General features: G+C 67.3%; 11 protein-coding genes. 8 read left to right on the forward strand and 3 right to left on the reverse strand.

Translation table 11 applies throughout. The annotated features are described in order from the left end of the window. The 8 genes from ACZL02_RS06100 (at position 1) to ACZL02_RS06135 (ending at position 9,012) form a co-directional block, all read left to right on the forward strand. The gene (locus tag ACZL02_RS06100) at positions 1-969 is read left to right on the forward strand and encodes a D-2-hydroxyacid dehydrogenase (RefSeq protein ID WP_472937701.1); all 969 of its coding nucleotides are present in this window, start codon (positions 1-3) and stop codon (positions 967-969) included. 117 nt (positions 970-1,086) lie between these two features. Further along, positions 1,087-1,983 (forward strand): transporter substrate-binding domain-containing protein, encoded by an 897-nt coding sequence (locus ACZL02_RS06105; RefSeq protein ID WP_472937702.1) that lies wholly within the window; start codon positions 1,087-1,089, stop codon positions 1,981-1,983. A 22-nt stretch (positions 1,984-2,005) separates the two neighbouring features. Beyond that, the gene (locus ACZL02_RS06110; RefSeq protein WP_472937704.1) at positions 2,006-3,529 is read left to right on the forward strand and encodes an amino acid ABC transporter permease/ATP-binding protein; all 1,524 of its coding nucleotides are present in this window, start codon (positions 2,006-2,008) and stop codon (positions 3,527-3,529) included. Then, positions 3,526-4,581 carry an alpha-hydroxy acid oxidase gene (locus ACZL02_RS06115; RefSeq protein WP_472937705.1) on the forward strand — a complete coding sequence of 352 codons (1,056 nt, stop codon included), beginning with the start codon at positions 3,526-3,528 and terminating at the stop codon, positions 4,579-4,581. Before ACZL02_RS06110 ends, ACZL02_RS06115 begins: the two co-directional genes overlap by 4 nt. Continuing rightward, positions 4,578-5,567, forward strand: coding sequence for an ABC transporter substrate-binding protein (locus ACZL02_RS06120; RefSeq protein WP_472937706.1), 990 nt, complete (start codon positions 4,578-4,580; stop codon positions 5,565-5,567). The genes ACZL02_RS06115 and ACZL02_RS06120 overlap by 4 nt, the downstream gene beginning before the upstream one ends. Continuing rightward, positions 5,567-6,946, forward strand: a complete 1,380-nt coding sequence (locus tag ACZL02_RS06125) for a dihydroorotase (protein WP_472937707.1) — start codon at positions 5,567-5,569, stop codon at positions 6,944-6,946. The genes ACZL02_RS06120 and ACZL02_RS06125 overlap by 1 nt, the downstream gene beginning before the upstream one ends. 49 nt (positions 6,947-6,995) lie before the next feature. Continuing rightward, positions 6,996-7,805, forward strand: a complete 810-nt coding sequence (locus tag ACZL02_RS06130; protein WP_472937708.1) for a GntR family transcriptional regulator — start codon at positions 6,996-6,998, stop codon at positions 7,803-7,805. 94 nt (positions 7,806-7,899) lie between these two features. Beyond that, on the forward strand, positions 7,900-9,012 hold the full coding sequence (locus tag ACZL02_RS06135) for a mandelate racemase/muconate lactonizing enzyme family protein (protein ID WP_472937709.1): 1,113 nt from the start codon (positions 7,900-7,902) through the stop codon (positions 9,010-9,012). 330 nt (positions 9,013-9,342) lie between these two features. Here ACZL02_RS06135 and ACZL02_RS06140 read toward each other — a convergent pair whose 3' ends face one another. From ACZL02_RS06140 to ACZL02_RS06150, 3 genes are read right to left on the reverse strand one after another with little or no spacing between them, the layout of a single operon-like run. Beyond that, positions 9,343-11,706, reverse strand: coding sequence for a xanthine dehydrogenase family protein molybdopterin-binding subunit (locus ACZL02_RS06140; RefSeq protein ID WP_472937710.1), 2,364 nt, complete (start codon positions 11,704-11,706; stop codon positions 9,343-9,345). A gap of 10 nt (positions 11,707-11,716) precedes the next feature. Then, complete coding sequence (locus tag ACZL02_RS06145; protein ID WP_472937711.1) at positions 11,717-12,175, reverse strand: (2Fe-2S)-binding protein; 459 nt, start codon at positions 12,173-12,175, stop codon at positions 11,717-11,719. Positions 12,176-12,189: 14 nt separating this feature from the next. After that, positions 12,190-13,050 (reverse strand): FAD binding domain-containing protein, encoded by an 861-nt coding sequence (locus tag ACZL02_RS06150; RefSeq protein ID WP_472937713.1) that lies wholly within the window; start codon positions 13,048-13,050, stop codon positions 12,190-12,192. Positions 13,051-13,073: the final 23 nt, after the last annotated feature.

Raw genomic sequence — 13,073 nt, forward strand, 5'->3', positions numbered from 1 at the left:
ATGCATATTCATATCGAACATGACGGTGACGCCCTGCAACTCTCGGCGACGCGGCTGCGCGAACGTCTGGAGGCGGCGGGCATCGCCACCGAGGGGTTGACCGTCACGGAGAACGGCATCCCCACCGCGATGATGTCGGCCATCGCTGGTGCGGAAATCGTCTTCGCCTGCCGGAAGTTGGACATTCGCGCGGCCAAGGCCGCCGCGCCGGCGCTCGATTGGGTCCAGGTGGTGTCGGCCGGCGTCGAGGCCCTGCTGCCGACGCTACCGGCCGGCGTCACGCTCACCAACGCCTCCGGGGTGCACGGTGACAAGGGCGGTGAGTTCGTGCTGACCGCGGCCCTGATGCTGAACTACGCAATCCCGCAATTCGTCGCCGACCAGGCGGCGCTGCAATGGCTGCCGGTGTTCGGCGGACCGATCGCCGGCAAGACCGCGGTGATCCTCGGCGTAGGCGGTATCGGCAAGGCGGCAGCCGAGGCGCTCCGCTCGCGCGGCGTCAAGGTGATCGGCGTCACCCGCTCGGGATCGAGTGATGCAACGCTCGACCACTGCATCGCGATCAACCAGCTCGACGAGGTTCTGCCCCAGGCCGACATGCTGGTCTCGACCCTGCCGCTAACCCCGGAGACCGAAGGGCTGATCGACCACAAGCGATTGAACTCCCTGCCGAAGGGCGCCGGTGTCATCGTCGTCGGCCGGGCGAAGGTGGTGGACTATTCTGCGATGGCCGACCTGCTGCGGGGCGGCCATCTTGGCGGCGCGGTGCTGGACGTCTACCCGGTCGAGCCGCTGCCCAAGACCGACCCGCTCTGGGCCTGCCCAAGGCTCATCATGACGCCACACTGCAGCATCGACGACCATGACGGCTACGTCGAGCGCTGCCTCGACATCTTCGTCGAAAACCTTCGCCGCCGGATTGCCGGCGAGCCCCTCACGAACGTCGTCGACCGGACCCTCGGCTACTAGCCGCCCACCGACGCCTTTCGGACCAAGCACACTGACGAACGACCCGCGCGGCGGCTCGTCGTGGCGAAAGGCGTCGATCGCGCCGCCCCTATCAACCGCGCCCAGGAGTGACTGCCCATGCCCACTGCCATCCGCCGCTTCACCGCGCTTCTCGGCGGCGCCGCAACGCTCGTTTTGGCGATCGCCGCCCCGGTCCAGGCTGCAGAAACCATCGAGCCGACCGCCAAAGCTTTCGCCGAGATGCCGGCCTGCAAAGCCTTGCAGGAGAAGCACAAAGCGCTCGTCGGCAAGGAGCTGAAAGTCGGCCTTGGCGGCTACACCAAGGGCTGGGAAGCCCCGGCAGAAGACGATCCGTCGCGCCTGGAGGGCCATGATCCCTCGCTGTTCGAGCGCATCGGCGGCTGTCTCGGTATGACCCCGACCTACCAGACGGGCTCGTTCAACGTTCTGCTCACCTCGATCAACAGCGGCCGCGCCGATATCGGCCCGATGCTCTACGTCACCGAAGAACGCATGAAGCAGGTTACCTTCATCGCCTCGGTCCAGGTTCGTGACGGCTCTATCGTCGCCAAGGGCAACCCGAAGAAGCTGACGTCGATCGACGGCCTGTGCGGCATGACCGTCGCCTCGGCGGCCGGCGCCTACGAGGCGACCAAGCTGATCCCAGAGCAGAGCAAGGTCTGCGTCGATGCCGGCAAGCCGGCGATCGACCTCCTGCTCGTGCAGAACACCGACAACAGCATCCAGGCCGTGCGCAGCGGCCGTGCAGACATCTACCTGACCGAGGCTGGCTCGGCCGGGCAGATCGTCAAGACCGACGACACGCTGGAGACCGCTTTCACCGTCGATCTGCCGATCATGGTCGGCTTCCCCGTCGCCAAGGAGAAGGGTGACATTCGCGACGCCGTGTTCGCGGCGATGAAGATCATCCAGGAAACCGGCGTGCAGAAGAAGCTGCTCGACTTCTGGGGCCAGGGCGCCGACGGCGAGCGCCCGGTCGAGATCCGCGGCTAAGCACCCGAACAAAGGCGCCGACATGCAGGACTTCCTCACCTATCTGACCCTTCCCTATCTCTGGGAAGGGGCTGTGATCGCGATAGAACTGCTTGTCGGCGCCCTCGCGGGTGGCATCATCATCGGCTTCTTCCTGGCGCTCGCCAGCCTGTCGCGCCATTGGTGGATCCGCCTGCCCGTGCAGACCTACATCTACATCCTGCGCGGTACGCCGGTGCTGCTGCAGCTGGTGCTGCTCTACAACGTGCTGCCGCAGTTCGGCATCACCTTCTCCGCCTTCACCAGCGCGCTCTTGGCACTCACCATCAACGAGACGGCGTTCTGCGCGGAAATCATCCGCGGCGGCATCCAGTCGACCGACCGTGACCAGCGCATGGCGGCGCAGGCCTTCGGCTTCTCCCGCACCACCGAAATGGTCCGGATCGTCATCCCGCAGGCGCTCCGCGCGATCCTGCCGACGCTCGGAAACGAGGCCGTAGGCCTCCTCAAATCCACCTCCCTGGCCTCCGTGGTCGGCGTCAACGAACTGACTATGCGCGGACAGACCATCGTCTCGCAAAATTTCCTGTTCATCCCGGTGCTCGTCGCCTCAGGCGCGATCTACGTGATCCTCTCCTCGTCGATCGCCGGCTTGCAATGGTACCTGGAGCGCCGGGTCGGCCTCGAGCACCGCGCGAAACGCGCTCGCAAACAGCAGGCAAGAGACGCCGTCGCAGCGATCAAGCCGGCACCGGCCCCGCGCGCAGCCCGCCGCTTCTCCGAAAATGCCGCGGTGATCCTCGACATTGACGATCTGCATGTCGCCTATCGCGAAAAGACGGTGCTCGACGGCATCACCCTGCGCGTCCGCCGCGGCGAGGTGGTCGTGCTGCTCGGGCGCTCAGGCTCTGGCAAGAGCACGCTGCTCAAGGCAATCCTGGCATTGGCACCCGCAAAGAGCGGTTCGGTGACGGTCGAGGGGCACCCGATCGGCCGCACCACGGAAGGCAGGCCGCTGCGCGAGCGGCACCTGCCGGCGAACCGCGCAGCCTCTGGCGTCGGCATCGTCTTCCAGCATTTCGCCCTGTTCGACCACATGTCGGCGCTGGAAAACGCCATGTCGATCCCCCGCCTCGTCCAACGCCAGCCGGAAGCCGTCGCCCGCGCCAAGGCCAGCCGGGCGCTGGCGACCGTCGGCTTGTCTAATTTCGAGACCAGCCTGCCGCACGAGCTTTCCGGCGGCCAGCAGCAGCGCGTCGGCATTGCCCGGGCACTCGCCAGCGAGCCGAACGTGCTGCTCTTCGACGAGCCGACCTCGGCGCTCGATCCGGAACTTGTGCGCGAGGTCAACCAGACCATCCGCGACCTCGCAGAGACCGGCATGACCATGCTGATATCGACGCATGACATCGCCTTCGCCGCAACCGTCGCCGACCGCATCGTCTTCCTGCAGGACGGACGACTGGTCGAGGAAGGTTCGCCGTCGCGGCTGCGGGCGCCAGAGACGGAGTCCTTTGCCGCCTTCCTGCGCCAGGAATTCGCCGGCAAGCAATCGGTGCCGGCATGACCGCGCCGCTGCCCTTCGCCGACGAGGCCCGCGCTGTGCTCGGCGAAGCACTCTACCGCTACATGATCGGCCAGCCGCGCGACGTCGGGCCTGACGAGGGTGACCGCAACGCCCGCGACCTCGCGCGCTACCGGCTGCTGCCCCGGGTGATGACCGGCGCCGCCGAGGCGGACATCCGCATCCCCTTCCTCGGCCGCCATTTTGCCGGGCCTCTGGCAGTCGGCGCTTATGCGGGCGACCGCGTGTTCAATGAGGACGGCCTGCTGCCGATCGCTCGCGCCTGCCAGCGCATCGGCCTGCCGCTGATCGTCTCGGAAGAAACCGTCACGCCGCTCGCCGAGATCACCACCGCGCACGACGCCGCCTTCCTGCAGCTGCGCGCCGCCGGCCCCGTCGACCGCATTCTCGGCCTTCTCGACACGGCCGCTGACGCAAAGGCGATGGGCTTGGTGTTGACCGTGCTGGCACCGGTGCACCCGGTGCCAGGCCTGCAGCCGGGCGGTTATTCGATCGGCGAAGAGCTGGTCCGGCGCGGCTGGTCGACGATCGGCTCGACGGGTCCCGGCGTCTGCCCCCTTCCCGCTTTTCCCGGCTGGGGCTGGACCGACATCGCGACCGTCTGCCGCGCAGCCACCGAGCGAAACTTGCCAGTCCTGCTAAAGGGCATCCTACACCCAGACGATGCGGTGAAGGCCGAGGCGGCCGGGGCGACCGGCATCATCGCCTCGAACATCGGCCTGCGGCAAAGCGGCCGCTGGGCCGCGCCGGCGCGTCAGCTGCCTTTGCTACGCGGCGAGACGCCGTTGCCGCTCGGGCTCGACGGTGGCGTGCGCAACGGCACCGACATCGTCGTCGCACGCTGCCTCGGCGCCGACTTCGCGGTCACCGTTCGACCCGTGATCACCGCTCTCGTCGGCGGCGGCGAGGCCGCGTTGGAAGCAATGCTGCGCGGCTGGCTCGACGAGGCCGTCGCCATCACCAGCTGGCTCGGCGCCGTCTCGCTCGCTGAGCTTTGCCCGAGCCACCTTGTCGAGGACGGAGACGCCCGATGACCCCGACCGACCAGAGCCTGCCAAAGCTGCCGGTGCTCCGCCTCAACCAGGGCGACTCGAGCGAGGCGCGCATCTACTACGCCGTCCATTTCGTCGCCGAAGCGCTCGGCTTCTTCCGCGCCGAGGGCGTCGCGGTGGAGTTCCAGGTCGCCGGCTCCGGCGGCCACACCGTGCGCGGCGGCCAGGTCCCGGCGGTGCTCGCTGGAGAGGCCGACCTCACCGTCGGCGGGCCGATGGTGACGATGAAGATGCTGGAGGACGGCGAGGACCGTCTCGTCTCCTTCTGCGCCGTTGCCGCCGGCAATCCCTGGATCCTGGCCGGACCTGCCGGCGCGCCAGCCGTCGCGTTCGAGCATATTTTGGGCAAGACCATCGTCGACGTCGCCAATGTCGGCACCGCGACCATGACCTTCCGCTGGCTGCTGGCGAAGGTTGGCGTTGAACTCAGCAGCGTGACGCTGGTGCCCGGCAGCGGCGACGAAGCCGCCGATGTCGCGGCCGTTGCCGCCGGCACTTACGATTTCGCGCTGCATTCGCTGCACGCGCTGGCGCCGTACATCGCCAGTGGCCGGCTCAGCATCTCGGCGGAGCTCGCCGGCCCGACCGGCGCCGTTCCGTGGAGCGCCTACATTGCGCGCCCGGAGCGCATCGCGGCGATGCGGCCGGCGTTTGCCGCCTTCGTCCGCGCGATTGCGAGGGCGCAGGCCTTCATGGCCATGGAGCCGGCGATCTCCACAGCGAAACTCGTTAGCGCGGCCTATCCCGGCTATCCCCTCGATGCGCTGGTCGCCGGCTTCGACGGCTACCAGGCGTCCGGCGTGCTGGCGCCAAGCCCGGCGATCTCCCGCGCCGACTTCGAGCGCTTCTCGGCGCTTCTCGTCGATGTCGGCTGGCTGCAGCGCGCCGCCTCGTTCGACAGCCTCGTCGACAATTCCCTCGCCGACGCCGCGGTGCACGTCCTGTCGAAACGGGAAAGGATAGCCTGATGGACAGACTGATCATCAACGGCCTCGTCGTCACCGAGGCGGGACCGGTCGAGGCCGACATCGGCATCACCGGCGGAAAAGTTTCTGGTCTCTTTGCGCGAGGCAAGGCTGGCGCGGCAGCGGAAACGATCGACGCGGACGGACTGATCGTGATGCCCGGCGCCATCGACATGCACACGCATTTCACCGGATCGCACGACGAGCCGGTTGAGGAACTGCGCGAGGGCACGATCGGCGCAGCCGTCGGCGGCGTAACGACTGTCGTCGAGATGCCGCACTCCGCGCCGCCCGCGACATCGGTGCAGAACTTCAACGCCAAGCGAGCGCTGCTCGACGCCAATGTCGCGGTCGACTTCGCCCTCTGGGGCGGCCTCGACGGCGACAATCTCGATGAACTTGCGGGTCTCGACGCCGCCGGCGCGATCGCCTTCAAGGCCTTCCTCACCAGCGGCGACCCGTCCGGTGATGCGCCCGACGAGAAAGGCCTACCGCAGATCCGCGACGGGTTCTTGCTCGACGCCATGCGCGAGATCGAGCACTTCGACGGGCTGATTGGCATCCACGCGGAGAACCACGACCTGCTCGTCGCGGCTAAGGCGAAGCTCTTGGCCGCCGGCCGGCACGATATTCGCGCGCATGCCGAGGCGGGGCCGGAGATTGCGGAGATCGAGGCGGTCGGCCGCGTGCTGGCGCTGGCGCGCGAGAGCGGAGTGCGCTGCCACGTCGTGCACGTCAGTTCGGCCAAGGCCGCCGCCCTGATCAGCGCGGCTAAGCCGGAAGTGCGCGCAAGTTTCGAGACTTGCCCGCATTACCTCGTGCTCGACGAGGAGGATCTCGTCCGCATCGGCGCCGACGCCCGCTGCGGCCCGCCGCTGCGGCCGCGCGCCACGGTCGACGCGCTTTGGGCGGAAGTGCTGGCCGGCAAGGTCGACGCCCTCGCCTCCGACCATTGCCCCTATCTCCCCGCGCAAAAGCGGTCGGGCGACAGCTCGATCTGGGAGGCTGGCATGGGCCTTACGGGCGTCGAGACGCTTGGCCCCGTCTTCTTCTCGGAAGCCGTCGGCAAGCGCGGCTTGAGCCTCGGCGAGTTCGCCCGGATGACCGCTTCGGGTCCGGCCAAACTGATGGGCCTCTACCCCCAAAAAGGCGCGATCCGGATCGGGGCGGATGCCGATCTAGCGCTTTACGACCCGGCGGCGGAATGGATCGTCAGCGGCGCACTCTTCCATGGTCTTGCGCCCTGGAGCGCTTTCGAGGGCCTCGCCTGCCGTGGCAGGGTGGTGCACACGCTGGTGCGGGGAATCAGCGTCCAGATCGATGGCCACCGCAAGGTCGAACCGGGCTTCGGCCGGTTCGTGACGCGGATGCGCCAGAACTAGTGGCAGGAGGACGGGCCGTTCTTGAGGACGCTGCCCGGAGGGGATGAAAATGGCCGGATCCAATGCCGAGGACAAGAAGCGCAAGCCGGCGACCGCCCGCCGCGCGATGCGGCCGCGCGCACTCGGCGTCGCCGCTCCTGAGGCAATCGTGCAGCTGGAGGACGACCCGCAGCGCTGGAAGGCGGCCCGCCCCCGCACGCTCGTCGACCATGCGGTGGATTCGATCCTCTCGGCCGCCTCGCGCGGACTGATCCTGCCCGGCGACCGGTTGAGCGAGCCGGACCTTGCGGCCCATCTCGGCATGAGCCGGGTACCAATCCGCGAGGCGCTGCGCATTCTCGAAAGCCAGAGCATCGTCACCAGCGAGCCCTATAAGGGCATCCGCCTGATGGAGGTCTCGAAGCAGCGGCTGGAGCACATCATCGACGTGCGCGTGGCGATCGAGACGCTGGCCGCGTGCCGGGCGATCGAAGCCGGCCGCAACGGTCCCGCCCAGATCCGCCAGCTGGACGCCGCGATCGAAGAACTGGTGCTGATGGCGCAACGCAACGACACCTACCACTTCGCCGCGGCCGACACCGCCTTCCACCGCATCCTCTGCAGCTTCGCTGAGAACCCGGTGCTCGACACGCTGTGGGAGTCGATCTCCCGCCAGCTCACCGTGCTGTTCGGCCTGTCGACCATCGGCAAGCCGATGAAGACCATCATCGACGAGCACAGGGCGCTCGCCGCCGTCTTCATCTCCGGCGACATCGCGATGATGCGGAAGGAGTTGGAGGACCACATCCGCGTGCAGTCCCTCGACGTGAACTATGAGGAGATCATCGCCGAACGCCGCCGGGAGCGGGGCGACCCGTAATAGGCTGGCCTTTCCCCGCGAACTTATCGTATACGATCATACAATGTTGGCGTCGATTCGATGGCGTCCGACGAAGCATAGGACCTGACATTCCATGAAAATTACCGAAGTCGAAGCCTTCTACCTCAGGCTTCCTGTCATCGAGCAGCGCACCGACAGCTCGCAGGATGCGTTGATCATCAAGATCACCACCGATGCCGGCATCATTGGCTGGGGCGAAGTCGACGGCTGCCCGTCGGTGGTCAAGGCGATCATCGACGCGCCCTACTCCCACACCATGGTCACCGGCCTGAAGTCGCTGCTGATCGGCGAGAACCCGCTCGACACCGCCCGGCTCTGGGCAAAGATGTACCGCGCGACGATCTTCTACGGCCGCGGCGGCGCCGTGCTGCAAGCGATGGCCGGCATCGACATCGCGCTATGGGACATCAAGGGCAAGGCGCTCGGCAAGCCGATCGTCGACCTGCTCGGCGGTGCAATTCGCGACAAGATGCGGGTCTATTCCTCTAACATGTTCCAGTTCGAGGTCTCCGATACCGTCGACCGCGCGAAACATGCCGTCGATACCGGTCATACCGGTGTGAAATTCGGCTGGGAGCCCTTCGGCAAGAACGAGGCGATGGACTTGCGCTATGTCGAGGCGATCCGCGCCGCGATCGGCGACGACGTCGACTTCATGCTCGACGTGGGCCTTGCCTGGGACGCCAAGACGACGATCCGCCGCGCCCAGCTGTTCGAGCCCTACAAGCTGTTCTGGATCGAGGAGCCGCTGCATTCGGACGACTACGCCGGCTATGGCAAGGTCAGCGCCGCTTGTAGCCAGTACATCGCCGCCGGCGAGCAGGAATGCTCGGTAGTCGGCTTCGAGCGGCTGATCGACGAGGGTGGCATCGACGTCGTGCAGATCGACCTGACCCGCACCGGCTTTACCCAGGCGATCCAGATTGCCGCCTATGCCAAGTCGCGCGGCCGCAAGGTCTGCAACCACAACTTCACCACCGACATCAACACCGCCGCCTCGCTTCACTTCCTCTGTGCGATCGAGAACGCCCTGGTGATGGAATATTGCGTCGAGCCCGGCGAGATCAGCCGCAACCTCGCGCGCAATCCGGTGCGGATCGAGGACGGCTACGCGCATCTCCCGACCGAGCCCGGCCTCGGCGTCGAGCCGCGCATGGATATCATCGAGAAGTTTCTCGTGAAGTAAGCGGCGTTTCGCCTTTCCAGCCCTCGCACGGACGGCGAGGGCTGGCACTTCGAATGCCATGTCACCGGCCTAGCGAGCGATAGCTCTGCGCGTCCGCTATCGCGAGCTCAGCAGATGCTGCTGAACGACCATCATGGCGCATAGCGGAAATCATTTCCGACGTCGTAGAGGGCCGTCAGCAGACTGGCCGCTTTCAGCCATCTCGGCCGAAAAAGCTGCCCTTTCGCAAACGAACCGATCACGCCCTTTGACGCTTCCCAAACGCAGCGACTCGCTGAAGTCGATGTCGATGCACGTCGAAATCACCACACTGCCGGAGATCCCGATCCGTCAGCGCAGCCGTGCCGGGCGCAACAAATTGTCGGCCCAGCGCGGGGCGACATGAGGAAAATCCAGTTCGGGCTTACGGTCGAGCAGCATTTCAAGGACCCTCGGTGGCGTCAGCGGCAGTTGCTGGACGCGCTTGACGGTTGCGTTGGCGACGGCGCAGGCGATGGTCGCGCCGACGTTCAGGATCGGAACCTCGCCCGCGCCCTTGGTGCCGAGTGGGCCCATCGAGGGCGCACCCTCGTGCAACTCGATCTCGACCGGCACGACGTCTTCGGCCAGCGGCACGCGGTAGGTCTCGAAGCCAGTCTGACGAATACGCCCCGCGGCGTCGATCGTCGCCTCCTCGTGCAAGGCGTAGCCAAAGCCCTGAACGACCCCACCCTGGATCTGGCCGTGAATGGCGCTTGGATTGAGCGCCCGGCCGACATCCTGAACGACGCGATAGGCCAGCACCTCGACATGACCGGTCTCGGGGTCAACGGCGACGTCGCACGCATGCACGGCGAAGACCGGGATATCGAGCGCCTCTATGAAATGGCCGGCAGCGCATCCCTTCATGGCCGGCGTGCCGCGGCCGGTGAAGGCACCGGTGCCCGCAACAGGGCCATTCATCGCCTGTGCCCGGGCGGCAACCTCGGCGATGCTGTAGCCAAATCCGTTCGCGCTGGCGATCTCGATCCGGCCGTTCTCCATCACCAGGTCGTCCGGATCCGCCTCCAGCATCTCGCCCGCCACCTTGAGCAGCTTGGCCCTGACCTCGTAGGCCGCGGAGAGGCTCGCGGCGCCGAGCGAGACCGTCGTGCGGCCACCGCCGACGCCGACGTCATAGCCCGCCGCATCGGTATCGGCCGCGCGCACGATCACCTGGTCGGGCCGCAGGCCAAGCGCACCGGCGACGATCTGGGGCAACGCCTGCATCATCGAGCCGGAGCCGATCTCGACGCCGGAAGTGACCAGCGTCGCGCTGCCGTCGGCATTCATGTTCACGGTGGCGGCGGAGGGACCGGTGAAGACGAACCACGTGCCGACGGTGGTCGCCTGTCCGTACAGCCGTCCGTCGTCCGGCAGAGGCGTCGGACTGGCGTCGCAGAGCCCCTGCATCTTCTCCAGCATCGGGCCTAGCACGTCCCCCTCGAAGACTTGGCCTGTCACGCCGAGATCGCCGTCGCCAAGGACGTTCAGGCGGCGGAAGGCCAGCGGGTCCATGCCGATCGCGGCGCAGATCTCGTCGGTGTGCCGCTCGAGCGCAAAGGTGTTGTACACGCCGTTGCAGGCGCGGAAGGCGCCGTTCGGCGGCGAATGCGTATAGACGGCGCGGGAGACGATGCGCGCGGCGCCGAGCCTGTAATTTCCGCCGAGCGTGTGGGCGGTCATGGTGGTGAGAAAGATCTGCTCGCCGCCATAGGCGCCGCAGTCCATCAGCACCACCGCCTCGCGTCCGGCGATCTCACCCTCTAGCGTGACGGCCGAGCGGATGTGGATATCGGCATTCTCGCGGAACAGGCAGGTGAGCATCTCCTCCTGCCGGGAATTGACGAGGCGCACCGGCCGCCGGCTCTTGCGGGCGAGGAGCGCTGCGAACGGCTCCATTGCCCAGTCGAACTTCAGGCCGAAGGCGCCACCCACTGGTGGCACGGTGACCCGCACGTCCGAGGCCGGGATGCAGAGCAGCCGCGCCGTGGTGTTGCGGACCGTCCAAGGCACCTGCGTGGAGGTTTCGATGTGGAACCGGCCGTCCTCGAAGCTCGCCAGCACGGCTCGCGGCTCGAACGAGACGTGGTTCTGGCGCCCGACGCGGAAGCTACTCTCGACAATGGTCACGTCGGGGCGCGCAAAGGCGGCATCGACATCGCCGCGCATCGAAGTCGCCTCCCAGGCGATGTTGCCGCCATGGGCCCCGCCCTCGACAAGCACGTCGTAGTCCTGCCAGTCGGGATGAACGAGCGGCGCGTCCTCGGCGAGCGCCGCCTGCATGTCGACGACGATGGGGAGCGGCGCAATGTCGACCTCGATCGCCGAGACCGCCGCCTCGGCCTGCGCCAGCGTTTCGGCTGCAATCGCGGCCAGCGGTTCGCCGTCATAGCGCACCACGTCCCTGGCAAAGAGCGGGTGGTCGGCGATGCCGATGCCGGCCATGCCCGGCGCATCGTCCGCAGTGACGATCGCGCGCACGCCCGGCATGGCCTCGGCCTTGCTGGTGTCGAGGCGCAGGATGCGACCGGATGGGACGTTGGCGCGGAGCACGACGGCGTGCAGCATTCCGGCGCTCTTGCGGTCGATGGTGTAGCGCGTCAGGCCCATCAGCTTGTCGCGGGCATCACGCCGGCGGAAGTCCATGACCGACGCAGTGGGCGAGGCATCCATTGGGGAGCTCCTAACGACCGGCCGCGGCGGACAGAGCAGCATCGATGATGCGCTCATAGCCCGTGCAGCGACAGATATTGCCGGAGAGAGCGGCCCGGACCGCATCGCGGCTTGGCTGCGGGGTCCGCTGGAGAAAATGCGTCAGCGTGACCACCATGCCAGGAAAGCACATGCCGCACTGGACGGCGTCGTGGCTTTCGAACGCGGCCTGCAGCGGCGATATTCCACTTCCGGACGAGAGGCCCTCGATGGTGCTGATCTCCGCCCCGTCGGCGAGCGCCGCGGGCGTCAGGCAGGACAGGGTCGGCGTGCCGTCGACCAGCACCATGCAGGCGCCGCAGAAACCTTCGCGGCAAACCGGCTTGGCGCCGGTCAGGTGGAACTCGTCGCGCAGGATGTCGACCAGCGGCACCATCGCGTGGGCCGCGGAGAACCGCTCCTCGCCATTGATCGTCATTCGGATCGGCATGGGACCTTCCGGGGTCAAGCGGCTGCGAGAAGGGACACGGCCGCGCGCCGCACCAGCGCCGGCAGTACGCTGACGCGGTACCAGCCGGGCGCCTCGACGCCGTCGCGACCGGAGAAATCGGCGAGCCGGGTTTTGGCGAGGGCCGCGAAGGTTTCGGGATCGAGAGACTGCCCGATCAGCGCGGCTTCGAGATCGGTCCACCGGCGTGCGACCGTCTCGACGGAGCCGACGGCGATGCGGGCGGTTACGACGCGAGTGGCCGCATCGAGGGTGACAGCAAGGCTCACCACGGCCGCCGGATAGTCGCCAGCCTTGCGCAGCGGCAAGCGCGCATGGGCGGACCGCGCCGCGGAACGCCGGACCAGGACCTTCGTCAGCAAGCGGCTGGGCTCGAGACGGGATCGCACACGCAGAAAGGCGTCGAGCGCCATCCGCTCGTCGCCGTCATGGCCTCGGATCTCGACCTCCGCATCAAGAGCCAGGAGTGCCGGGACGAGGTCGGCGGCGGCAAAGTCGCAGGTCGCGAGATTGCCGCCGACCGTCGCCATCCCGCGGATGGCGGGGTTCGCGGACTTTCCGGCCGCGGTCGCCAGAGCCTCGAGACCGGGCACGCCGCCGAGGGCGTTGGCAAGCGATGCATGGGTGGCACACGCGCCGATCTCGACCAAAGCATCCCCCACTGAGACCACCTTCAGGGCGGCGATCTTCGAGAGAGCGACATAGGAGGCCTGGAAGGCTTCGCGGCGGATCGGTGACCGCATGATCCAGGTACCGCCCGCCAAAGGCGCAGCAGAGGACCGGCGCTCGGCCAGAGCGTCGATCGCGGCGTCCAGAGACGGCGCCACGTAGATATCAGGCGTCGAGGGACCATTCATGTCGGCGGCTCCGCGGGGTTGAT

The sequence above is a fragment of the Mesocryomonas fontinalis genome, assembly GCF_055730125.2.